At 60.2% G+C, this 23,850-nt stretch carries 19 protein-coding genes; 6 read left to right on the top strand and 13 right to left on the bottom strand.

The window, feature by feature from the left end:
* Window positions 1-93 precede the first annotated feature (93 nt).
* The 4 genes from dxs to ACIQV9_RS15110 form a co-directional block, all read right to left on the bottom strand.
* Complete coding sequence (dxs, locus tag ACIQV9_RS15125; protein ID WP_403102708.1) at window positions 94-1,992, bottom strand: 1-deoxy-D-xylulose-5-phosphate synthase; 1,899 nt, start codon at window positions 1,990-1,992, stop codon at window positions 94-96.
* A 92-nt stretch (window positions 1,993-2,084) separates the two neighbouring features.
* The gene (gene ispA / locus ACIQV9_RS15120) at window positions 2,085-2,972 is read right to left on the bottom strand and encodes a (2E,6E)-farnesyl diphosphate synthase (protein ID WP_095131404.1); all 888 of its coding nucleotides are present in this window, start codon (window positions 2,970-2,972) and stop codon (window positions 2,085-2,087) included.
* Window positions 2,969-3,211: an exodeoxyribonuclease VII small subunit gene (locus tag ACIQV9_RS15115; protein WP_007894317.1), complete on the bottom strand. Its 243-nt coding sequence runs from the start codon at window positions 3,209-3,211 to the stop codon at window positions 2,969-2,971. The genes ispA and ACIQV9_RS15115 overlap by 4 nt, the downstream gene beginning before the upstream one ends.
* Before the next feature lie 249 nt (window positions 3,212-3,460).
* A complete protein-coding gene (locus tag ACIQV9_RS15110; RefSeq protein ID WP_403102704.1) occupies window positions 3,461-4,606 on the bottom strand; it encodes a Fic family protein in 1,146 nt (381 codons plus the stop codon).
* 277 nt (window positions 4,607-4,883) lie between these two features.
* Between ACIQV9_RS15110 and ACIQV9_RS15105 the strand changes: the two genes are divergently transcribed.
* The 6 genes from ACIQV9_RS15105 to ACIQV9_RS15080 are packed head-to-tail and all read left to right on the top strand — an operon-like array spanning window position 4,884 to window position 15,060.
* Window positions 4,884-5,675: a YfaP family protein gene (locus ACIQV9_RS15105; RefSeq protein ID WP_403102701.1), complete on the top strand. Its 792-nt coding sequence runs from the start codon at window positions 4,884-4,886 to the stop codon at window positions 5,673-5,675.
* A gap of 35 nt (window positions 5,676-5,710) precedes the next feature.
* Window positions 5,711-7,423: a DUF2138 domain-containing protein gene (locus ACIQV9_RS15100; protein WP_403102699.1), complete on the top strand. Its 1,713-nt coding sequence runs from the start codon at window positions 5,711-5,713 to the stop codon at window positions 7,421-7,423.
* Window positions 7,408-8,058, top strand: a complete 651-nt coding sequence (locus tag ACIQV9_RS15095; RefSeq protein WP_403102696.1) for a DUF1175 domain-containing protein — start codon at window positions 7,408-7,410, stop codon at window positions 8,056-8,058. Before ACIQV9_RS15100 ends, ACIQV9_RS15095 begins: the two co-directional genes overlap by 16 nt.
* A complete protein-coding gene (locus ACIQV9_RS15090; RefSeq protein WP_403102770.1) occupies window positions 8,055-12,620 on the top strand; it encodes an alpha-2-macroglobulin family protein in 4,566 nt (1,521 codons plus the stop codon). Before ACIQV9_RS15095 ends, ACIQV9_RS15090 begins: the two co-directional genes overlap by 4 nt.
* 1 nt (window position 12,621) lies before the next feature.
* Entirely contained in the window at window positions 12,622-14,241 is a 1,620-nt protein-coding gene (locus tag ACIQV9_RS15085) for a DUF2300 domain-containing protein (protein ID WP_403102694.1), read from the top strand.
* A gap of 3 nt (window positions 14,242-14,244) precedes the next feature.
* Complete coding sequence (locus ACIQV9_RS15080) at window positions 14,245-15,060, top strand: YfaP family protein (RefSeq protein ID WP_403102691.1); 816 nt, start codon at window positions 14,245-14,247, stop codon at window positions 15,058-15,060.
* Window positions 15,061-15,062: 2 nt separating this feature from the next.
* On the opposite strand, the gene ACIQV9_RS15075 is transcribed toward ACIQV9_RS15080, so the two are convergent.
* From ACIQV9_RS15075 to eat, 9 genes are all read right to left on the bottom strand, one after another.
* On the bottom strand, window positions 15,063-15,467 hold the full coding sequence (locus tag ACIQV9_RS15075) for a hypothetical protein (RefSeq protein ID WP_403102688.1): 405 nt from the start codon (window positions 15,465-15,467) through the stop codon (window positions 15,063-15,065).
* A 577-nt stretch (window positions 15,468-16,044) separates the two neighbouring features.
* Window positions 16,045-16,791 (bottom strand): helix-turn-helix transcriptional regulator, encoded by a 747-nt coding sequence (locus tag ACIQV9_RS15070; protein ID WP_403102686.1) that lies wholly within the window; start codon window positions 16,789-16,791, stop codon window positions 16,045-16,047.
* Between the two features lie 229 nt (window positions 16,792-17,020).
* Window positions 17,021-17,548 carry an inorganic diphosphatase gene (gene ppa, locus ACIQV9_RS15065; RefSeq protein ID WP_028620880.1) on the bottom strand — a complete coding sequence of 176 codons (528 nt, stop codon included), beginning with the start codon at window positions 17,546-17,548 and terminating at the stop codon, window positions 17,021-17,023.
* Window positions 17,549-17,821: 273 nt separating this feature from the next.
* Window positions 17,822-18,634, bottom strand: a complete 813-nt coding sequence (locus tag ACIQV9_RS15060) for a zinc-dependent peptidase (RefSeq protein WP_403102682.1) — start codon at window positions 18,632-18,634, stop codon at window positions 17,822-17,824.
* 6 nt (window positions 18,635-18,640) lie between these two features.
* A complete protein-coding gene (locus ACIQV9_RS15055; RefSeq protein WP_403102680.1) occupies window positions 18,641-19,297 on the bottom strand; it encodes a DedA family protein in 657 nt (218 codons plus the stop codon).
* A 241-nt stretch (window positions 19,298-19,538) separates the two neighbouring features.
* Window positions 19,539-19,997 (bottom strand): GNAT family N-acetyltransferase, encoded by a 459-nt coding sequence (locus ACIQV9_RS15050; RefSeq protein ID WP_403102677.1) that lies wholly within the window; start codon window positions 19,995-19,997, stop codon window positions 19,539-19,541.
* 120 nt (window positions 19,998-20,117) lie between these two features.
* On the bottom strand, window positions 20,118-20,942 hold the full coding sequence (gene eutC, locus ACIQV9_RS15045; protein WP_403102674.1) for an ethanolamine ammonia-lyase subunit EutC: 825 nt from the start codon (window positions 20,940-20,942) through the stop codon (window positions 20,118-20,120).
* Window positions 20,943-20,950: 8 nt separating this feature from the next.
* The gene (locus ACIQV9_RS15040; RefSeq protein WP_403102671.1) at window positions 20,951-22,345 is read right to left on the bottom strand and encodes an ethanolamine ammonia-lyase subunit EutB; all 1,395 of its coding nucleotides are present in this window, start codon (window positions 22,343-22,345) and stop codon (window positions 20,951-20,953) included.
* A gap of 51 nt (window positions 22,346-22,396) precedes the next feature.
* Complete coding sequence (gene eat / locus ACIQV9_RS15035) at window positions 22,397-23,845, bottom strand: ethanolamine permease (RefSeq protein ID WP_403102668.1); 1,449 nt, start codon at window positions 23,843-23,845, stop codon at window positions 22,397-22,399.
* Window positions 23,846-23,850: the final 5 nt, after the last annotated feature.

The raw sequence follows: 23,850 nt of genomic DNA, 5'->3' as shown, positions 1-23,850 counted from the left end.
CGAGGCTTGCCCGCGAAGGCTATTTAACAGGCAACATAAATGTTGAATGTTATGGCCTCTTCGCGGGCAAGCCTCGCTCCTACAGGTCGGGGGTTACTTGGCCAGCAACTGCAGGCGCTCACGGATCGAAGTCTCGATTCCAGCCTCATCCAGCCCGCACTCGGCCAGCATCTGCGCAGGCTTCGCGTGCTCGACGTAACTGTCCGGCAAGCCCAGATGCAGCATCGACTTGAGGATGTTTTCACGGGCAAGGAACTCGCTGACCGCGCCACCGGCGCCGCCCATGATCGCGTTCTCTTCAATGGTCACCAACAACTCATGGCTGCCAGCGATTTCGCGAACCAGTTCTTCATCCAGCGGTTTGACGAAACGCATGTCGACCACGGTCGCATCCAGCTTCTCGGCGACTTTCAGCGCCTCGGCCAGTTGCACGCCGAATACCAGCAAGGCGACTTTGCTGCCCTGGCGACGAACCACGCCTTTACCGATTTCGATCGGTTGCAGGTCTTTCTCGATCGTTGCATTCGGGCCGCTGCCGCGCGGATAACGCACCGCCGCCGGGCCGTTGAACAGGTGACCGGTGGTGAGCATTTTGCGCAGTTCGTTTTCGTCGCTCGGGGTCATCACCAGCATGCCGGGGATGCAACGCAGGAACGACAGGTCGAAACTGCCCGCGTGCGTCGGGCCGTCTTCACCCACCAGACCTGCGCGGTCGATGGCGAACAGCACGTCGAGGTTTTGCACGGCGACGTCATGGATCAGTTGGTCGTAACCGCGTTGCAGGAAGGTCGAATAAATCGCCACAACAGGTTTCGCGCCTTCGCAGGCCATGCCGGCGGCGAGGGTCACCGCGTGTTGTTCAGCAATCGCTACGTCGAAGTAACGCAGCGGGAAACGCTCGCTGAACGCCACCAGGTCGGAACCTTCTTTCATCGCCGGGGTGATGCCCACCAGGCGGGGATCAGACGCGGCCATGTCGCACAGCCATTCGCCGAACACACCGGAATACTTAGGCCCACCGGATTTCTTCGGTGCAGCGGCCGGCGCATCAACGGGTTCAAGCTTGGTGATGGCGTGGTAGCCGATCGGGTCGACTTCCGCCGGGGCGAAGCCTTTGCCTTTCTTGGTGACGACGTGCAGGAACTGCGGGCCTTTGAGATCGCGCATGTTGCGCAGGGTGGCGATCAGGGTCGGCAGGTCGTGGCCATCGATCGGGCCGATGTAGTTCCAGCCCAGCTCTTCGAACAGCGTGCCGGGGACCAGCATGCCTTTGGCGTATTCTTCGGTGCGACGGGCGATTTCCCAGGCTCCGGGCAGGCGCGACAGGACCTTTTTGCTGCCTTCACGCATGCTCGCGTAAGTACGGCTGGAAAGAATCTTCGCCAGATAGTTCGACAGCCCGCCGACGTTGCGCGAGATCGACATGTCGTTGTCGTTGAGGATCACCAGCATGTTGGCGTTCACTTCCGGCGCATGGTTCAGCGCCTCGAAGGCCATGCCCGCTGTCAGAGCGCCGTCGCCGATCACCGCAATCGCCTTGCGATCACTGTTTTGCAGGCGGGCGGCAATCGCCATGCCCAGCGCTGCGCTGATCGAGGTGCTGGAGTGGCCGACGCCAAAGGTGTCGTACTCGCTCTCGGAACGACGCGGGAAGGCCGCGACGCCGTCCTTCTGGCGCAGGGTGCCCATGCGCTCGCGACGGCCGGTGAGGATTTTGTGCGGATAGGCCTGATGACCCACGTCCCACACCAGCCGGTCGTCCGGGGTGTCAAAGACGTAATGCAACGCGATGGTCAGCTCGATGACGCCCAGGCCGGCACCGAAATGCCCGCCGGTCTGTCCGACCGTATAGAGCAATTCCAGGCGCAACTCATCGGCCAGGGTTTCCAGCTCGGCTTCGCCTAACCGGCGCAAGCCGTCCGGCGTGTTGGCACGGTCGAGCAGGGGCGTGGTCGGGCGCTTGCGGGGAATCTCATGAAACGTCGTGGGCATCAGGCGAATCGTTATAGGTATAAAAGATGCGGCAGTTTACCTGATGCATCGCCCCCTGCCCACGCGTTGGTTTTAACTTGGCGGATACGCCATCAGCTGCGCCGGTCGACGATGTAGCGGGCTAGATCGCGTAGTGGCTCGGCTGCCGCGTCAAACGGTCGCAGCGCATGCAGGGCCTGATCGCGCAGTTCCAAGGCGTAGGCCTTGGCGGCGTCGAGGCCGAGCAGGGCCGGGTAGGTTGGCTTGTCGCGTGCGATGTCGGCGCCCTGGCGTTTGCCGAGGGTTTCGGTATCGCTTTCGACGTCGAGAATGTCGTCCTGCACCTGAAACGCCAGGCCGATGGCCTGCGCATAGGTCTGCAAGGACTTGAGTTCGTCTTTTTCGGCGCGACCACTGGCCAGGGCGCCGAGCTTGACGCTGACTTCGATCAGCGCGCCGGTCTTGTGCCGGTGCATGTATTCGAGGGCTTTTTGATCGAGTTTTAGACCGACCGAACCGAGGTCAATGGCTTGGCCGCCGACCATACCCGCCGGGCCTGCCGCCAATGCCAAAGCGCTGACCATTTGCAGGCGGATCTCTGCGTCAGAGTTGCTCAGGCGCGGATCAAGCAGGGCGCTGAAGGCCAGGCTCTGCAAGCCATCACCGGCCAGAATCGCGCAGGCCTCATCGAATTTTTTGTGAGTGGTCGGCTGGCCGCGACGCAGGTCGTCGTCGTCCATGGCCGGCAAATCGTCATGCACCAGGGAATAAGCGTGGATCAACTCCACCGCGCAGGCCGCGCCGTTGGCTTGCTCAGCCTTGCCGCCCAGCGCTTCGCACGCGGCATAGGCCAGTAGCGGACGGACCCGTTTGCCGCCATTCATCACGCTGTAGCGCATGGCCTCGTACAGACGCGCGAGCTCAGGGCTCGGCGCGTTGAACAGGGTTTCCAGTGCAGCATTGACGCGGGCCTGGCTGGTCGCCGAATACGCTGCAATCATTCTGGCTGATCCGCGTCGAAGGGTTCCTCGGCCAACTCGCCATCACGCTCAAGCAGCACCTGAACCTTTTGCTCGGCCTGGGCCAGCGCCGCCTGGCAGTCGCGGGTCAGACCGATGCCTTGCTCGAAAGCCGTCAGCGAGTCTTCCAGCGACAATTCGCCGTTCTCCAGACGCTCCACCAGCGTTTGCAGGTCAGCGAGAGATTGTTCGAAATCCAGTGCAGCTTTTTTGCGGGCCATGGCGGCTATTTCCGGTTGACGTTAAACCGGCGCGACACTAGCAGACATGGGGGTGATGGGCAAATGAGCGGGTGTTTTGAGACCTGTTCTGTGACGGGGAAGCTGTCCTGATTCCAACCAGTCCAGGATTTGCACAATCCCTGTGGGAGCGGGCTTGCCCGCGATAGCGGTAGATCAGTCACTATCAATGTTGAATGTTAAACCGTCATCGCGGGCAAGCCCGCTCCCAAAGGTGCGTGCTGCAACAGGTCATTGTGTTGAGTCATCGGGATAACGGATCTGGTATCGAGTACTGCGTCCGCCACCGGGAAGGCGCTTGAGACAGCCCTTTTCCAACAGTTCAGCAAGATGACGAGTGGCAGTAGCCTTGGAAGTTTTCGCCACAGCCTGATACTGCGCCGCACTAATGCCATGTTCGAAACCGCGTTCCCCGCCATCCAACAAGCGATTCAGCACTTTGGTTTGTTCCACCGTCAACGCCGACGCTTGATGTGCCTGCCAGAAGCGCGCCTTGTCCAGCACTGAGTCGATCCGCGCCATGGCCTGTTGCAGGCTGCGCAGCAAGGTTTGCAGGAACCACTCCAGCCACAGCGTGATATCCTTCGTCGCCTTCTGACTGTTTTCCAGCACCCGATAATAGCCAGCGCGATCCTCGAGAATGCTCGCCGACATGGCATAAAAACGGATGGCCTGTGCCTCGCCCTGAGCCAGCGCCAGATCGGTAATGGTGCGTGTCAGGCGGCCATTGCCATCGTCGAAGGGATGCAAAGTGACGAACCAGAAGTGCGCGATACCGGCCCGCAACAATGGATCGAGCCCGTCCTGACTTCGGCTGGCTTCAAACCAGGCAAGGAACGTATCGAGTTGCTGCTCAAGGCCCCGGCGGGGCGGCGCTTCGAAGTGAACGGTCGGTCTGTCGAGGCGACCTGAAACTACCTGCATCGGTTCATCGCCGCGCAATGCGCCGACATGGATCAATCGGGCAGCAAGGTCAGTGTCCTGATCCGGAAACAGCCATTCGTGCCATTCCAGCAATCGCTCCAAGGTGAGCGGTTTCGCAAAGTGCTGTGTGGCATCGAGCATCAACTGCGCCAGACCTTCGCTGCGCTGACTGACGTGATCGCCATCGACCAGCTCCAAACCCAGACGCCGCGCCAGCGAAGATCGGACCGATCCCACATTCAGCTGCTCGCCCTCGATAGCCGAAGACGTCACGATGTTCTGCAACAACGCATCCAGTTCGCTCTGCGCGCTGAGCGAGCTACCCACGGAACTGGCCATGCCCATCAATTGACCTTGGGCCTGTACGCACTCGCGCAATAGCTGCGTCAGGCGCTCGGCTTGCCAGTTGAAGTTCGGCCAATCGGGCTGTTGCCAGATCCAGTGAGGTGCCATGAATTCGGGTGCTCCAAGGTCAATGAGCCGAATAATAGTCGTATTCGGCTCATTTCGTGAGCCGAATAACCGCTTTATTCGGCTCACGCCCAACAATCACCGTGATTCCTACCGCAAATATAGATGTATCCGATTGTTAAAAAACCGCCAAATGGCTAACCTTCGCGCCTTCTACGACCCAATAGTCACGGGTCTTTCTGACGAAACGCAGTTTTTGGATCTGTAACGCACCGAGGATCGGGTGCAAGGTTTCGTTATGCATGGCAGGAGGCGTCACATGCGTTCATTTCTTTTGCTGGTGATGGGGCTGGTCTGCGCGACCGCTGCCTGGGCCGATCCGACGGCCGAGCTGTCGGAACCGATCGGCGGCTGGCGCTATAACGGCCTGCTCGACCGCAGTGAAAACCCGCAAGTCGCCTATCCGACGCCGCCCATCGACCGGGGCGTGCAGCGTAATCGCACGATGATCCAGGGCCAGCTCAAGGCCATTGGCACTCGGCGAGGGCCGCACACGCTGGCGGTGAACGGCAATCCTCTGAATCTGTATACCGACGATCAGGGGCGTTTCGCTCGGCCGTATGCGTTCGGTGCCGGGTCCAACAGCGTCGAAGTACGCAGTGCCGAAGGCAAATCACTCAAGCGCGTTCAATTCTATGAAGCCAACAACCTGCGCACCCCGGCGCGGATTCGCGTGGTGCTGGGTTGGGACGATCCGAAAGCCGAACTCGATCTGCACATTGTTACTCCCGACGGCCAGCATGCGTTCTGGGCTCGCCCGGCGATGAGCAACGGCGGCGGTCTGGACCCGGACGGCGTCGATGGGCCCGGCCCGGAAATGTTCACCATGACCGCGCCGATGCATGGCACCTATCTGGTTTACGTGAACTATTGGGGCAACTTCGGCAGCGGCGGCTATAACTTCGATGAGACCAGCAACCAGAACGAGGTGATCACCTCGCAAATCAATCTGGTGCTCAACGAAAACACCGTCGACGAAAAACGCGAGACCTTCATCGTGCCCCTGCGTGCGATCGGTGACCTGCTGCTGGTCAAGACTTTCAACTATTAAGCATCCCGCACCACGGATGAATTGGGCTTTGTGAAATGAGCGATAACACTGTGACTCCGGCCGCGGCCGCACCCGCAACCAAACTTTCCCGGCGTTGGCCAATGCTGCTGGGCGGGCTGATCCTGGTGGCTGGCGTGGCGGCCGGACTTGGCTGGTTCATGCACAAACCCAAGGCGCCGCCCGCAGAGTTGGCCAGCGACAAACTGGGCATGAGTCGCCCGGACGGCCTGCTCGAAACCCATTCCTTGAGCCAATTGCCCAAGGATTTGCTGGCCGTGCCGTTCCTCAAGGAAACCCTGACAGAAGATTTCGTCTTCTATTACGAAGCGCATGCCGACCGCCTCGGCTTGATCGGCAGTCTGCGGCGGATCATTTACGAACATGACCTGAAGTTGCAGGACAGCCTGATTGAGCAGCTCTTCGATCAACCGGCGGATGTGGCGCTGTGGCGCGGGGCGGATGGTCGTCTGAAAGACTTTTTGTTGGTGATGGATCGCGGTGGGCTGGCCAAGGTGCTGGAGCCGCTGGCGAAAGTGGCGCTGGATGATTCGCAGCTGACGCAACTCGGTGACATCAAGGTCGCCGGCGATACGGTGCCGCTGTATCAGCTCACTTACAACAACAGCAAAGCGCTGCTGTTTGCCTCTCATGGCGACAAGTTGGTGGTGCTGTCCAATCCTTCGAAACTGTACGACAACAGTAATGGCCCGATCGATGAGCTCGGCATGGTTTCGACTCAATCGCTGGAAGCACTGCTCGGCGGCCAGAAACTGTTCCCCGAAGCCTTCGGCCTGCCACCGCGCGCACCTGAAGTGAAACAACGTCTGTCGGTCAATTCCAGCGTTCTGGCGATGGGTTATCAGCGTTTCATCCCGAACTTTGCCGGCCTGCGCTTCGACATGGACGACAAGGGCTGGCACAGCTTCCTCGCCATGGACGAACTGGACGACCAGCCGGATTTCGATTTCAAGCCGATCTGGCAAGCCATGCCGATGGGCGCCAGCGCCTGCGTGGCCTTGCCGCTCGCCGCCGAACAACAGAAACCGCTGCTGGTGAAACTCGGTGCCGAAGAGTCGGTGGCTCAGGCCCTGACCGAACACATGGCCGGTGCTGCCGGGCTGTGCTGGTACGCCGATTCGCGACTGTACACACCGTTGCTGGTGGCCAGCCTGAATGATGATGACAGCGCCAAACTCGACGGTGACCTGGGCACTCTGTTCGGTTCGATGGTCGGCGCCTACGAAGGTAAAGTTGAAGAACATGCGTTCCCGGTGGTCGAGAAGCAGGAAGGCCAAAGCCATCAGTGGCAGCGCCAGGTCAGCTCCAACTTCGGTCCTTACAAGGCCAAGGACGCCGAAAACCCGGACGCAATCACCGGCAAGGCGTTCATGAAAGTCAGCCTGGCGCGCCACGGTTCGACGCTGCTGTTTTCCCTCGACGACAAGCTCGTGGACAAAGCCCTCGGCACCCTCGACAAACGCTTCCCGCCGATGGCCGACGTGGTGCCGAAAGACCTGTTGATGCCGGTCTACTTCGGCCCGGATTCGATGGCGCAACTGATGCAACAGGAAACCCTCGACAGCCTGCCGCAAGACATGGAGCCGGTGTTCTACAACGCCGCGCAAACCTACCTGATCCCCAAACTGCGCAAGCTCGGTGGCTACGGCAAATATGCGCTGACCTTGCCTGAGGGCAGCGAGCCGGACGGCCACTGGCAATGGCTGCCGCTGGAATGGAAAGCCCTGTGACCGCACTCATCCGAGGCCTCGGCCTGCTGGCGATGTTGCTGGGCAGTCGCGTATTTGCCAATGAAGCCGCAGCGCTGGATCCGCAGCAATCCCAGGTGTTCCGCGCCTGGTTCGTACGCATCGCCCAGGAGCAACTGACCCAAGGCCCGAGCCCGCGCTGGTATCAGCAGGACTGCGCGGGTCTGGTGCGTTTCGCCGCCAACGAAGCGCTGAAAGTCCACGACGACAAATGGCTGCGCAGCAATGGCCTGTCCAATCGCTACCTGCCGCCGGAACTGCAACTGAGCGAGGCCCAACGCGGCCTTGCCCAGCAATGGCAGCAGGGCGGCGGCAAGGTCGGGCCGTACGTCAACGCGATCAAACTGATTCAGTTCAACAGTCATTTGGTCGGCCGTGACCTGGCGCAAGCCCGGCCCGGCGACTTGATGTTTTTCGATCAGGGCGACGACCAGCACCTGATGATCTGGATGGGCCGCTACATCGCCTATCACACCGGCACCACCACCCCGACTGACAACGGCATGCGCTCCGCAAGCCTGCAGCAACTCATGACATGGAAGGACACCCGATGGATACCCGACGCAGCCAACCCCAACTTCATCGGCGTCTATCGACTGAACTTTCTCTCCCAATGATCGGTGCCCGCATGTTGCGTTTTCTGCCTTTGCTGTTGGTTTTGGTGCTGCCGTTTTCGGCGGTCAACGCCGAAGACACCATCGAGCCGAGTGGCTACACGCCGGTTGCCGGTGAAAGCTTTTTCCTGCTGGCCGACAGCAGTTTTGCCAGCGACGAACAGGCGATGGTTCGCCTCGAAGCGCCGGGTCGTGATTATCGCCGGTTCCGCATGGAGCCTTACGGCGGCGCCGACATTCGCGTGTATCGCATCGACAAACCGCTGGATTTCCTCAAGCGCCAGAAGAACCTGCACCGCGTGGTCAGCGACGGCCAGTTCAAGGGCGAAGGCCTGTCGAATACGCTCGCGTACCTGTGGGACAACTGGTATCGAAAATCCCGTCGCGTGATGCAGCGGGCGTTTTCCTACGAATCGCGTAAACAAGTCACCGAGGAAGTACCGGAACTGAAAATGGGCAGCGCGATTGCCGCGCCTACGCCTTACGACGCACAACCGCAATTCGCATTGATTCCGGGTTTGCCGGTGGTCAGCCAGTTCCGTTATCCGCTGTGGCAAGCCAAGCCGATCCAGCCGCCTACCGGTGTGAATCTGGCCGGGTCTTCCAGCGAATTCGTCAGCGTCGCACCGGGTAACGTGTACATCCCGCTGGGCAACCTGAAACCGGGTCTGTATCTGGTGGAAGCGCTGATCGGCAAGTACCGCGCGACCACCATGGTCTTCGTCTCCAACACCGTCGCCGTGAGCAAGATTGCCGGTGATGAACTGCTGGTGTGGGCCGCGCGCAAACACGAAGGCAGTTCGGTGCCTAAGGTCAATGTGTTGTGGACCGATGGCCTGGGCGTGATGAGCAGCGGCGCCACCGATGCCGATGGTTTGCTGCGCCTGAAACACGTCAGCCCCGAGCGTTCGTTTGTGATTGGCGAGGACGAAGAGGGCGGGGTGTTCGTCTCCGAGAACTTCTATTACGACAGCGAAATCTACGACACCAAACTTTATGCCTTCACCGACCGGCCGCTGTACCGGCCGGGGGATTGGGTGTCGCTGAAAATCGTTGGTCGCGAGTTCAAGAATGCCCGCGACTCGGTGCTGCCGACTGCTGCCGACGTCAACGTCACCGTGCTCGATGCCACCGGCACCGCGCTGCAATCGCTGGCGCTGAAACTCGACTCCAAGGCCGGCACCCAAGGGCGCTTCCAGTTGCCGGACAACGCCGTGGCCGGCGGTTATGAACTGCGTTTCAGCTACAAGGACCAGGCCTACAGCAGCGCCTTCCGCGTTGCCGAATACATCAAGCCGCACTTCGAAATCTCGCTGAACCTGGCCAAGCAGGATTACCGCACCGGCGAACCGGTCAAGGGCAGCCTCGTGCTGCTGTACCCGGACGGCAAACCGGTGGCCGACGCCAAATTGACCCTGAGCCTACGCGCCCAGCAATTGTCGATGGTCGACAACGAGCTGCAATACCTCGGGCAATTCCCGGTGGAACTGACCAGCACCGAACTGACCACGGATTCGAAGGGCAACGCGACCCTCGACCTGCCGGCCGCCGAGAAACCGAGCCGCTACATGCTCACCGTGTTTGCCAGCGATGGCGCGGCGTATCGGGTCAAGACCACCAAGGAAATCCTCATCGACCGTGGCGCCGCGAGTTTCCGCTTGAGTGCACCGCAGCGCTTCAGTGCAGTGGGCGACAAGGTTGCGTTCAGCTACGCCAACGAAGGCGGCAGCGAGAAGAGCAAGTCGGTCACGCCGGGCAGCTACAGCTGGGTGCGTCTGGAAGACCAGACCACCGGCGACGGCAAACTCGCCGCAACCGATAAAGGCTTCACATTGGCCTTCGACCGTCCTGGCACCTACAACCTGACGTTGAAGGATGACCATGGCCGCGTTGTCGGCGCCACCGGCCATTCGGTGACCGGCGACGGCGTCAAAGCCGTGCCCGGCACCGTGGAAATCGTCCTCGACAAACCCGAGTACAAGGCGGGCGATGAAGCCCTGGCGTTGATCACTTTCCCCGAGCCGATCAGCGATGCGCTGCTGTCCCTGGAACGGGACAAAGTCGAGTCCACGGCGTTGCTGTCCAAGGGCGCCGACTGGCTGAAGATGGAAAAACTCAGCGACACCCAATACCGCGCGCGCATTCCGGTGAAGGACAACTTCGCGCCGAACCTGACGTTCTCGGTGCTGTACACCAAGGGCGGTCAGTACAGCTTCCAGAACGCCGGCATCAAGGTGATTGCGCCGCAGATCGACGTGGCCATCGCCACCGATAAAGAGGCGTATCAGCCGGGCGATACCGTGTCGGTTGACCTGACCAGCCAGTTCGCCGGCAAGCCAATTGCGGCGCACCTGACGGTCAGCGTGGTTGACGAAATGGTCTACGCGCTGCAACCGGAAGTCGCGCCGACCATCGACCAGTTTTTCTACCACCCGCGCCGCAACAACGTGCGCACCAGCGCCAGTCTGTCGTTCATCAGCTACGACGTTGCGTTGCCGGGCAGCCCGGGCGCACCGGGCAAAGCCAATCGCAGCGAGCGAGGCGTGAAAGTGCTGGAGCGACCGCGTCGTGAAGACGTCGACACCGCCGCGTGGGAACCGGAATTGATCACCGACGCCAACGGCAAAACCCGTTTCACCTTCAAGATGCCGGACTCGCTGACCCGCTGGCGCATCACCGCCCGGGCCATCGCTGATGACGGCCAGGTCGGGCAGAAGAAGCAATTCTTGCGCTCGGAAAAACCGCTGTACCTGAAATGGAGTGGCCCGACCAAATTCCGCAACGGCGACAAACCGGACCTCGGTGTGTTCGCGTTCAGTCAGGCCGAGAAACCGGTCAAGGCTGAGCTGGTGATTCATTACGATGGCGCCGAACAACGCGTCCCCGTAACGCTGAATAACGGCATCAACTACATCGCGCTGCCGACGTTCGCGTTGGCCAGTGGCGAGTGGACAGCTGAGCTGGTGCAGGACGGCAAAACGGCTGATGCTTTGGCCGTGCGCCTGACCGCGACCGGCGAAGGCTGGCAGGTCACGCAAAGCCAAAGCCTGGACGTGGCCAGTGGTGACACGCCGCTGACCTTGCCGGCAGACGCGACGGATATTCGCCTGCGTCTGGATGACAGTCCACAAGCGCTGTTCCGCTCGGCGCTCGATGATTTGCTGAGCTATCCGTATGGCGGTGTCGAGCAGACAGCAAGTCGTTTGCTGCCATTGAGCATTGCGTATCCAGCCTTGTCTTCGAACCCGCAGATCCGCGATCGCTTGCGCCTGATCATGCAAAACAGCCGTCTGCGCCTGGTACAAATGGCCGGGCCGTCGGCGAGTTTCACTTGGTGGGGCATGGACGGCGAGCCGGATGCGTTCCTCACTGCATACGCCTATTACGCCGACTGGCATGCCAGCAAAGCGCTGGAACTGAGCCTGCCGCCGGAGCATTGGCAGCGGGTGCTGGAGGTGTATTCGAAGCAAGCGAAAAACACGCCGTTGTTGCAACGGGCGCTGATTCTGTCGTTCGCCAAGCAGATGCAATTGCCGGTCAATACGTTGCTCAGCGGTTTGATGGATGACTTGGCCATGGCAGGCGAGGGGAGTGCGGCGAACCTGATGGAAGCTGGCGAGGACAGCCTTGTCATGAGCGATCCGGATTCGGCGCTGGGCTTGGCGGCGGCTCGCACGTTGACTGCCTCTTTGGCGAAGCAATCGAAGGTGACTCTGCCGGACGCCTTCAATCGTCAACTGCCGGATGCCCAGCAGCGTCTGGCCGTCAGTTCTCAACCGTTTGCCGAAGCCTTGAACCTGTCGTTGCAAGCCTTCGATCAGGCTCACGCGCAAGCGTTGTTGCAACGTTTGCTGCCACAGCAATCGACCCTGGAGCGTGCGTTGGCGCTGACCTGGTTGCAGCGCAGCATCGAGCAGGCTTCGCCAACCATCGCACTGGCACCGGGTGAAGGCTGGAAGAAAGAGCACGGTGCTACCGGCGAGATGTATTGGACGTGGCAGGGTGCCTCGCCTGTGCCTGCGGTGTTGTCGCTGACCGGGACACAGGAACGTCCGTTGCGCGCCGCGTTGAGCTTCCAGACCAAGCAACCGCCGGTCGATCCGATGGCGGTGACCATCACCCGTCGCCTGTCTCGATTGATACCCGGTGACGAGGCCTTCCAATTCAAACTTGAAGCGGTGGGCAACAAACCGTTGTCCAGTGACGCCCTGTATCTGGACGAAGTGATCATCACCAGCAAAGCCGCCAAGCCGTTGCGCTACGGGATGATCGAAGTGCCGCTGCCACCGGGTGCCGATGTCGAGCGCACCACGTGGGGCATCAAGCTCATGGGCAAGGCCGGCACCGAGCCGACTGCGCTGGAGAAAGCGCGTTTCGAGCCAGGGCAAATGGCTTATGCGATTCCAGTCGACGCCTTGAGCGGCGAACTGCGCCTGCGTCATCTGGTGCGCTTCTCGCAGAAAGGCCAGTTCAACCTGCCCCCGGTGCGTTTCACTCAGGTCTACGCGCCACAGCATCAAGCCCAGGAACAGAAACCGGCTCTCGGTCAGGTCACGGTCAACTGACATGACCCGAGCGCTGGTCTGGTGGCTGCTGTGTTTGATCCCTGCGTTGGCGACAGCGCAGGAGGAACCGTTGCGACTGGGCTTCAAGGGTGAATTGATTTCGCTGAGCCGGACTCAGGTGATTTCTCGCGAGCCGTTGCCTGCTGATGTGCAGGCGCCGTTGGGCAGCTTGTGGAAGTTGTTTGTGTACGGCTGGCTGGTGGATACCGGCGCTCGCGAGCCGGCGTATGAGTGTCGCGGGCAGTCGAAAGAGGAAGTTTATTGCTGCACTGCGGGTGGCAGAATTGAGCGCGATCAGGCGTTGGTGAAGTCGTGCGGTTTGTACTTTGAGCCTGCGCGATTGGGTATTTCCGATGTTGGCTGGCGGGAATATTGGCAGGGTCGGCAGGCGCCGGAGTGGCTGCTGAATTTGCCTTCGTTGCAGCCCTCTACGCGAGTGTCGGTGGCGGAATTGCTGAAAGTGCTTGCCGTGATGCCGGCGCAGGATCAGGCGCGGCGGGTGTTGCTCGATGTGGTGTTGAACGCCGCTGACGGCAATGTCGTCGGTGAACTCGGTGGCCGGTTGCGGGTGAAAACCTGGAGCTGGTTGGGGGATCAGGACCCTTCGTCGCGTCAGGGCGGATTTGCTGGATGGACGGCGGACGGCACGCCGATCTGGGCGAGTGGGCGTGGGACCAGTCAGATGGTGCTTCGTCATTATGGCGCTGCGTTGGCTACGGTGTTGCCGGTGGAGTGGCCTTTGGAGGCGGGACGCTGTGTCGAGGTGGGGCTGTTTTCACGCTATCCCATCGGGCGCGTTCTGGCGGGGGATCGTGTCGTTGCTTCTGGACCTATGCGGGGCGATTACCGCGTCGAATTCGCCAACGGCAATCAACTCGATATCCACAGCGACGGCGAACTGTTTTTGCTGAAGGACAAACTCGTCGCTCGACTTGACCGCGAAGAATACGTCGCCCGTGTCCTGCAACGGGAAGCCAAACCCGAACCCGCCGAGGCCGCCAAAGCCCTGGCCATCGCTATCCGCACCTATCTTCTGCAAAACGCCACCCGCCACGGCGATTGCCTGAGCATCGACGACAGCAGCAGCCGCCAACGCGTCGCCCCACGCCCGGCCACCGCCGAATCACGCCACATCGCCGCCTGGACCAGCGACCTGGTCCTGGCCGGCAGCACCGTCACCTACCACTCCGACCAACCCGGCCCGGACAAACTCTCCTGGCAGCAAGCCGTCGAACAAGCCAACGCCGGCCAACGCTACGACGCCATCCTGCTGCACGCTTACCCACGCGCCAGCCTCAGCCGCTGGGACAACCCCGTCGCCTCCTGCGAAGCACTGCCCGCCGCGCAAGACTGGCTACAAAAGCAACGCCGCGGCTGGCGTCCGCAGTTGGAAAGCGAGGTTGGTTACAACGACGTCAGCACCTTCGCCGTCTGCCGTCTGGCCTTCGGCCGCCCCTACGTCGACCGCGAACGCCAGCGCATCTACGTGCGCGGTGTGTTGTCGCTGCAAGACCGCCTCGACCTGACCCACGAATACCTGCACCTGGCCTTCGAAGCACACCCCAACGGCCAGGATGAAACCTACATCGAAGGGCTCGCCCGCCACCTCTTGCTGGAATAGGCCATGAAACTCCGTTATCCACAGGTCTTCCTGTTCCTTTGTTCTTTTTGTGTATTGCCGACGGTGTTTGCGGCTGATAGCGCCGTGAAACTTGATACGCCCGTTGGCGGTTGGCGCACCGGCGCGGCTGAGGGGGAAGGTGAAAACTTTCGCCAGACGGTTAATTACCCGGCCTCTTCGGTTAATACGCCAGTGGGGCAGGCCAACACGGCGCGTATCACGGGTCAGATCAAAGCCACGCCCAAGTCCGGTGAACCTGGGCGGTTGATCGTCAACGGCGTCAGCATGCCGCTGAAGATTGATCCGGCTGGGCGTTTTGATCGACCGTTTTCGTTTCCCAATGGCAGCAATAGCGTTGAGGTTCGTAGCCCTGATGGGCAGCAACGGCATCGCACGCAGTTTCTCAACACTAGTGGCGGGGCGACTCCAGCGAAGTTGCGGGTGTTATTGGCCTGGGACAGCGACGGCACGGATCTGGACCTGCACCTCATCACGCCCGACGGCGCGCACATCTGGTATGGCGATCGGGTTGTGCCTAATGGTGCGGCGCTGGATGTTGACGTGACGACGGGGTATGGCCCGGAGATATTTGCCATGCCGGCGCCGATCAAGGGGCAATACCTCGTTTACGTGAACTACTTCGGGGGCGGGTATCGGAGTGATGAGGAAGGGCAGGAGAACGCGGTTCAGGCGCTGACGACTGCGCAGGTGACGGTGATTACGGAGGAAGGGACGCCGAATGAGAAGATGGAGACTTTTCTGGTGCCGATGCGGGCGGTGGGGGAGTTGACGTTGGTTAAGGGGTTTAGTTATCCCTGATCTTAGGGAAACGTCCCGCACAGAGCGTTGCCTTCATACCCATGACTGATCGGCCCAAGTACCATGAATGGGCCGCAGGCATAAAAGGGTTCGGGTACCTTTTGCTCGGAATTCAGCAGCACTACGGTATTTCCAAATACATCGTTGCCGAAGGATTGTTCGTAGTACGACTCGCAAACTGGCAGCTTCAATGGCACCGGAATTATCACAGCCCACAGCGTAATACCGCACCACTCGCGGGTTGGCGAGGATTTGACCGTACTGGTAATCACCGGCGTACTGGATTGATAAGTCAGATCCCGGTAGGCGTCGGTTTTAAGTGTCGTCTTTTCCGGCACCGCTACGAGTACGCCGACACATCCAGTCAGGCAGAAAATCAGGGCTGTGGTGACGATCAGGTTCTTCATGCAGGGCCAGAGAGGGTGGGAGTCGAGGTGACGGAGAGTACTGGTTGTTGGACGGTCTTTGCTGATATTTGAGCGAGACAGGCTTATTAGGGGCGAGGTTATTAATTGGGCAGCAACCTGTTGCACAATTGCTTGAACTAGGCAGGCAAAGTTAGTCGGCAGGCTGCTGACCAATGCGATGTGGGCCCCAATTCTGATTCTTCCAGACATTAAAAAGCCGGCTTGTGGCCGGCTTCTCGGGGACTGGCTTGGTTCATTTTTGGTAAACCGCGCCAGCCTTCAAAACGTACACCCGGATCTTGCGTCCGGCTGTGGGACTCGGCGAGAAAATCACCTGCCTTGTCGGTGCGATCAGCGCCGCGGGGCGGGGTGATGCGCAAATGTGGGGCGCAGCATACTGATTTTTTTGGGGGATTCCCAGTGTGGTGTGCGTCTTAGAGCTATCGGGGCTTGGGATCAGGTAATCCATCTGGAGTTTTTGGGTGAATGCTCCATCGGTTTCGCGGGCAAGCCCGCTCCCACAGGGATTGTGTGATGCCTGTGGGAGTGGGCTTACACTTGAAAATTCACTCAGGTGCTACAGAAACGGCACCGCCGGCCGCCGTTTGTTCAGCGTCGACCACCAAAACACCCATCCCAACACCCGGATGTTCTGCTTATCAACTTGCTCGGCGCTGAAGATCTCATCCGGGTGCTCGGCTTTGTTGTAACTGCGCAATCGCAGGGCGTTGCCCGGCATCCGGTGCAGGTATTTGATTCGCAGCATCCCGTCATGCTCGATCGCATAGATTTCCCCATCAATCACTTTGGTCAGTCCGCGGTCGATGGCGAGTGTGGAGCCGTCCTCAATCCGCTCGCCCATGCCGTTGCCGCTCATGTGGACGCAGAAGACATCCGTGTATTTGATTTCCAGGGAGTCGAGGTGGGTTTTGGGCAGGCGGATGAATTGGCCGGGGTCTTCGACGACGTGGGTTTTGCAGGAGCCCGGGGCGATGGGAATTTCCTTGTAGAGAGGAAGTTCGACATCGGTGGGTTCGACTACCGTGTAGACGCCGCGAATGGCCTGGGCGTCGAAGGTGTTGCCGGCCTCGTCGAGCAGGCGCAGGTGTTTGGAGTCTTGTGGACCTTCGCCGGTCTTGAGCCAGTCGCTGTTTACCGAGAGTAGTCTGGAGACCTCTTCCATGCGGTAGGCGGGCACACCGCGGGTGTACCAGTTATGGATATTTTGCGGCTCCGTGTCGAAGAAAGCGGCAAATCCTGTCGTCGTTATTTTCGCTTTTTCGAGGAGCGCTTTAAACCGTGGGCCGCTAGTGTTCTTTTTCATAAACACGAGTCTACGGGCGCTGGGGCGGGCTTTGAATAAACGAACCGTTCAAATTTCGAGGGAAATTTACGACCGGATGTAAGACGTATTTGGAACAAATTAAACAAGAAAAAACGTAGCGCTCGAAAAATAAACGCGCCGTTTAAAAGGCCCTTAATAGACGCCCACAAAAAACCCCGGATCAACCGGGGTTTTTTCAAGTCGTCACGGGCACGAAGCCCATGGCGTCTCAGCCTTTATAGGCAGCAACCGACTTCATGATCTCGGTGCGAGCGGCTTCTGCGTCGCCCCAACCTTCGATTTTCACCCATTTGCCTTTTTCGAGGTCTTTGTAGTTCTCGAAGAAGTGCTTGATCTGTTCCAGCAGCAGTGGAGGCAGATCGGTGTATTCCTTCACGTCGACGTACAGCTGGGACAGCTTGTCGTGTGGGACTGCGATGACTTTGGCATCGCCGCCGCCGTCGTCGGTCATGTGCAGGATGCCGACTGGACGAGCGCGGATGACCGAGCCTGGAGCAACCGGGTAAGGGGTCACGACCAGCACGTCGAGGGGGTCACCGTCGTCAGCCAGGGTGTTCGGGATGAAACCGTAGTTGGCCGGGTAGAACATCGGGGTGGCCATGAAACGGTCAACGAACAGGCAATCGCTGTCTTTGTCGATTTCGTATTTGATCGGCGCGTGGTTGGCCGGAATCTCGATCGCGACGTAGATGTCGTTCGGCAGGTCTTTGCCAGCCGGAATCTTGCTGTAGCTCATTGGGCGGTGCCCCCGTTAGTTGACCAAAAACACTTGGCCGGATTGACCAAAAAGTGGCGGCGATTATAGGCATATTCCGCCACCGTTGCTATGTGCCAGAGGTCGTGTAGACCCGAGTGCCCAGCCTCACCGATACTGTTGCTTTTTGACGGCGTCCGTTGCGGTCATGCTGCGTTGCCGCTCCTCGCCATAGCCAGCTATGACTCGTCGCGGCGCCTTGCCTGACCACAACGACCACTCGTCAAAAGAGCAACGTATCGGTGAGGCTGGGCACTAGTCGTGTGCCTGATAGACAGGGTTCTCGGCCAGAAGTTGCCGCAGCCGGGCCAGCGGGTCCTGGCGGTAAAACAACTTCAGCTGCTCATAGACCTGAGGATACGCCTCGTGCAGCAAATCCGGGGCGCTGAAGAAGTATTCGCTGGTGACCGCGAAGAATTCGGCGGGGTTTTCCGCTGCGTAGGGGTCGATGGCCGTTTCGGCGTCCGGATTGCGGTCAAGGTGCTTATTCAGGTCGTCGTAGGCGTGCTGCATGACCTTGGCCCATTCGCTGACTCGCATGTCCGGATGCAGCGGCGGCAAGCCGTTGGCATCGCCGTTGAGCATGTCGAGTTTGTGCGCGAGCTCGTGGATCACCAGGTTGTAGCCTTCCCAGCCCCCGCTGGCCATCACGCCGGGCCAGGCGAGGATGATCGGGCCTTGCTGCCACGCTTCGCCACTGTGCTCACCGTCCCACTCGTGTTCGACACCGCTGGCATCCCGATGCCGTTGGGGGCTGAGGAAGTCGTCGGGGTAGAGGACGATTTCGTGGAAACCCTGATACCAGTTCAGGTCTCCCAGGTGCAGCAGCGGCAATTGCGCTTGAGCCGCGAGCAGCAAGCGTTGTTCCTGGTGGAGTTCGACGCCGGGCAGGGCGGTCAGGTGTTTATCTTCCAGGAACAGCACGCAGGCTTCGCGCAGCCATTGGTCTTCGGCGGCGCTGATGCCGTCAAGAAAGCTCAAATGATGGCGCACCCGTTGCCACAGGTCGTCGGCAATCGGGTGTCTGGCCAGGATGCGCCGGCGACGCCAGGCGCTCAGGGACCACATCGCGAGTCAGCGCGATTGGGCTTTGGACGCGGAGTTGCCGAAGCGGCTGCGGACCACGCCGATGATCATCGGCACCAGCGACAGCAGGATGATGCCCACCACCAGCAGCGAGAGGTTTTTCTTGATGAACGGTACGTTGCCGAAGAAGTAACCCAAGGTCACCAAGCCGCCGACCCACAGAATGGTGCCGAGGACGCTGAAGCCAAAGAAACGCGGGTAAGGCATTTTGGCGACGCCGGCGACGAACGGTGCAAAGGTACGGATGATCGGCAGGAAGCGCGCCAGGGTCACGGTTTTGCCCCCGTGCTTGTCATAGAAGTCGTGGGTCTGTTGCAGGTAGTCGCGCCGGAAGATTTTCGAGTTCGGGTTGCTGAACAAACGTTCGCCCGCGGTTCGGCCGATGACGTAGTTGGTGCTGTCACCGAGGATCGCCGCCAGCATCAGCAGGCCGCCCAGCAACACCGGGTCCATGCCGCCGCCGGCCGCAACGGCGCCCGCGATGAACAGCAGGGAGTCGCCCGGCAGGAAGGGCATCACCACCAGGCCGGTTTCGCAGAAGATCACCAGAAACAGGATGGCGTAGATCCATGGCCCGTAGTTGTTCACCAGCAAGTCGAGGTAAACATCGAGATGCAGGATAAGGTCGATCGGGTTGAAATCCATGGAAGGGCACCTGTGGTGACGGCCGGACTCTGCGGGCCTGTGCGGATGACTTCACGAAAGCCTACAGATGAGTGTAGTTTTTCTTACAAGCCGAAAAGGCCGGCATTATACGGGCTGAGTGGTGAAACGCGCGTCGAGATTGTAGCGGGGGATGTCTATGGCGCGGCCGGAAGTCTGGTGACAATAAATAACCCTTCTGTGATGAGGGCGAACGATCCCTCATCACAGAAGCCGGCAAGCATCAGAGCCCGTCGCTGATCGGCAGCACGTAGTTCTTGAACTCGGTGTCTTCCTTGAACCCGATGGATTCGTAGGTTTTCTGCGCCACTTCGTTGTTGCTGCTGGTGGAAACGCGCATGCGCACGGCATTGGTTTCCTTGGCCATTTTCTTCGCGGTGCGGATCAGGTTGTCGGCCACCAGCTGCCGACGGGCGTCTTCGGCGACGTAGATGTCGTTGAGGATCCACACGCGTTTGAGCGAAAGGGATGAAAAGCTCGGGTACAACTGACAGAAACCCATCAGCTTATCGTCGCCATCGGCCAGCGCCAGGTAAATCACCGATTCCTTGCGGCGCAGACGTTTTTCAAGGAACGCCCGGGAGGAGTCTGGATAGGCCAGGGAACCATAAAACTCGCGATATTTGACGAACAACGGGGTCAGCAGGTCCAGGTGTTCGAGGGTCGCTTGAATAATCCGCATCGATAGGTCTCGTCTTCAAGTGGCTGTCTTCACGTGCTCTGACGGCGAACGGTTCTTCACTCGGGCAGCCGTGCATCGATCCTGCCTGAAACCGGAATAGAAACGCAATGCGGAAACGGTTCAGGCAGTCGGCGGGCTCAGTAGGAAATTACCTTTCATGTCCGCACCTGCGTCCGACTCAAGCGTCTGAACCTGGGCTTCGTCCTTCAGGTTGACTCCCGACAACTGCCGGCGGCAAGCCTCGCGCATCAGGTACAGCAAGCGGTGAGCGGCCATTCCGTAGCTCAGGCCCTCGAGCCGGACATTGGAGATGCAATTGCGGTAGGCGTCTGTCAGCCCGACCTTTGGATTGTAGGTGAAATATAACCCCAGGCTGTCCGGCGAACTGAGGCCAGGGCGTTCACCGATCAGGATCACCACCATTTTTGCGCCGAGCAATTCGCCAATCTCGTCCGCTACAGCGACGCGGCCCTGTTCCACCAGAATGACCGGTGAGACGGACCAGCCGTCACCGACAATCTGATCTTCCATCCGCGCCAGAAACGGCAGGGTATGGCGGTGAACGGCCAGCGCCGACAACCCATCGGCAACAACAATTGCCAGGTCGATCCCGCCGGGATTGGCCAGCGCGTAATCGCGCAGTGCCTGCGCTGACTCATTACTCAACTTTCGCCCCAAATCGGGGCGCTGCAGATAACTGTTCCGGTCCGTGGCGGCGCTGTGCAGTAGTAAACTCGCACGCCCGCGCTCGGCCAATTGAGCGCTGAGCCCTGCATGGTCGAACGGCAAGTGCACCGCGTCCCGGGCTTGTGCGTGGGCGTACTGGAAATCCAGCTGCGCGCTGGTCGGCATGCTCGTGCCGGTGCGGCCCAGGGCAATCCGCGCCGGGGTCAGGCGACGCAACTCCAGCAACGGATTCTCTGGATCAACAGGGGGTTTATCCATTTCAACACTCATCCCAGTTGCGCCATCGCTTGACGGAAGGCGGGCGGCAGGCTGTCGCCGAAGTGAATCTTGCCGTCCGCCTGGGTCAGGATGCCCATTCTCGCCAGCCATTGTTCGTACTCCGGCGCCGGTTTCAGGCCCAGGGTCTGGCGGGCGTAAAGGGCGTCGTGGAACGAGGTGGTCTGGTAGTTGAGCATGATGTCATCGGAGCCCGGGATGCCCATGATGAAGTTGATCCCGGCCACGCCCAACAGGGTCAGCAGGGTGTCCATGTCGTCCTGATCGGCTTCGGCGTGGTTGGTGTAACAGATATCGCAGCCCATCGGCACGCCCAGGAGCTTGCCGCAGAAGTGGTCTTCGAGGCCGGCGCGGATGATCTGTTTGCCGTTGTAGAGGTATTCCGGGCCGATGAATCCTACGACGGTGTTCACCAAAAACGGTTTGAAATGGCGCGCCACGGCGTAGGCACGGGTCTCGCAGGTTTGTTGATCGATGCCGTGGTGGGCGTTGGCTGACAGGGCACTGCCCTGGCCGGTCTCGAAATACATCAGGTTCTGGCCCAGGGTGCCGCGATTCAGGCTCAGCCCGGCGTCATAACCTTCCTGCAATACATTCAGGTTGATGCCGAAACTGGCGTTGGCCGCTTCGGTGCCGGCGATCGACTGGAACACAAGGTCCAGCGGGACACCGCGATTGATCGCTTCGATCGAGGTGGTGACGTGGGTCAGCACGCAGGCCTGGGTCGGGATTTCGTAGCGCTGGATGATCGCGTCGAGCATTTCCAGCATGGCGCAGATCGACGCGATGCTGTCGGTGGCCGGGTTGATGCCGATCATCGCGTCGCCGTTGCCGTAGAGCAGGCCGTCGAGAATGCTCGCGGCGATCCCGGCCGGTTCGTCGGTAGGGTGGTTGGGTTGCAGGCGCGTGGATAACCGCCCGCGCAAACCCATCGTGCCGCGGAATTTCGTGACCACGCGGATTTTCTGCGCCACCAGCACCAGATCCTGCACGCGCATGATCTTCGACACGGCGGCGACCATCTCCGGGGTCAGCCCGGGCGCCAGGGCGCGCAGGCTCTGTTCGTCGGCCGCATCGCTGAGCAGCCAGTCGCGGAAGCCGCCGACAGTGAGGTGGCTGACGGCGGCGAAGGCGTGTTTGTCGTGCGTGTCGATGATCAGTCGGGTGACTTCATCTGCCTCATAGGGAATCAGTACTTCCTGCAGGAAGTGGGTCAGGGGGATGTCAGCCAGAGCCATTTGCGCGGCCACACGCTCGCCATCGTTGAGGGCGGCGACGCCGGCCAGAAAATCCCCGGAACGCGCCGGGCTGGCCTTGGCCATGACGTCCTTGAGGCTCGCGAAGCGGTAGGTCTGGGTGCCGACCGTGTGAGCAAAACTTGCCATACAGATTCTCCGTGACGGCGCAGACAGAGCCTGCGCCGCGATTTCTGGCCGTTAGTGCAGGGCTTTTTCAGCGTTCTGAATGGCCGCGAACTCTTCTTCGGGCGTGCCTGCTACCAAGTGATGCCGACTGTAGAAAGCAAAGTAAGCAATTAACACTCCATAGATGATCGCAGCGCCAATCACCACGCGTGGGTCTACCAGAAAACCCGCCACCACGGCGATGCAAGCCAGCACCAACGCTACACCCGAGGTGAAGATACCGCCCGGCGTGCGGTATGGCCGATCCATTTTGGGGCGTCGAATGCGCAGTGTGATGTGCGCCGCCATCATTAAGACGTAGGAAATGGTCGCACCGAACACCGCCACCAGAATCAGCAAGTCACCTTGACCGGTCAGCGACAACCCGAAACCGATGATGCCGGGAATAATCAGCGCCAGTACGGGGGCCTTGCTCTTGTTTGTTTCTGACAGTTTGCGCGGCAGGTAGCCGGCGCGGGACAACGCGAAGATCTGCCGCGAGTAGGCGTAGATGATCGAGAAGAAACTGGCAATCAGCCCGGCCAGGCCCACCAAATTGACGAAGTGGCCCATCCAGGTCGAGCCGCCATAGGCCTTGCTCAATGCTTCAACCAACGGATTACCCGAGGTCAGCAGTGCATTGGCGCCCGCACCGCCCGGGCCGATGACCAGAATCAGCAGGGCAAAGCTCACCAGCACCAGCATGGCGCCGATCAATCCGCGGGGTAGGTCGCGTTTCGGGTTTTTGGTTTCTTCTGCTGCCAACGGCACACCTTCGACAGCGAGGAAGAACCAGATCGCGTAGGGAATTGCCGCCCACACGCCGACGTAGCCGAAGGGCAGGAAGCTGCTGGCGCCCTTGGCCTCGGTCACCGGGATGTCGAGCAGGTTGGCGACGCTGAAGTGCGGCACCATCGCCACCAGAAACACTCCCAGCGCCAGGGCGGCGACGGCGGTGATGACGAACATCAGTTTCAGGGCTTCGCCGACCCCGAAAATGTGGATGGCGATAAAAATGATGTAGAACGCCAGGTAAATCATCCAGCCACCGATGCCGAACAGTGACTCGCAATAGGCGCCGATAAATACCGCGATCGCTGCTGGTGCGATGGCATATTCGATCAGGATTGCAGTCCCGGTCAGAAACCCTCCCCACGGGCCGAACGCGCTACGGGCAAAACCGTAGCCGCCACCCGCGGTGGGAATCATGGAAGACAGTTCCGCCAGGGAAAAACACATGCACAGGTACATGGTCGCCATCAGCAACGTGGCGAGAAACATACCGCCCCAGCCACCCTGGGCCAGGCCGAAGTTCCAACCCGCGTAATCGCCGGAGATGACGTAGGCCACGCCCAGACCCACCAGCAGGACCCAGCCTGCTGCACCTTTTTTCAGTTCCCGTTGCTGGAAATAGTCGGAGCCGACTTTTTCAAAGTCGACCGAGGAGGTAGCCGGCTGCACGCTGGCTTGATCGCTAGGCATAGGGG

This window comes from Pseudomonas sp. NPDC099000 (assembly GCF_044759925.1).
Lineage (GTDB): Bacteria > Pseudomonadota > Gammaproteobacteria > Pseudomonadales > Pseudomonadaceae > Aquipseudomonas.
This window is presented reverse-complemented; position numbering and strand designations above follow the sequence as displayed.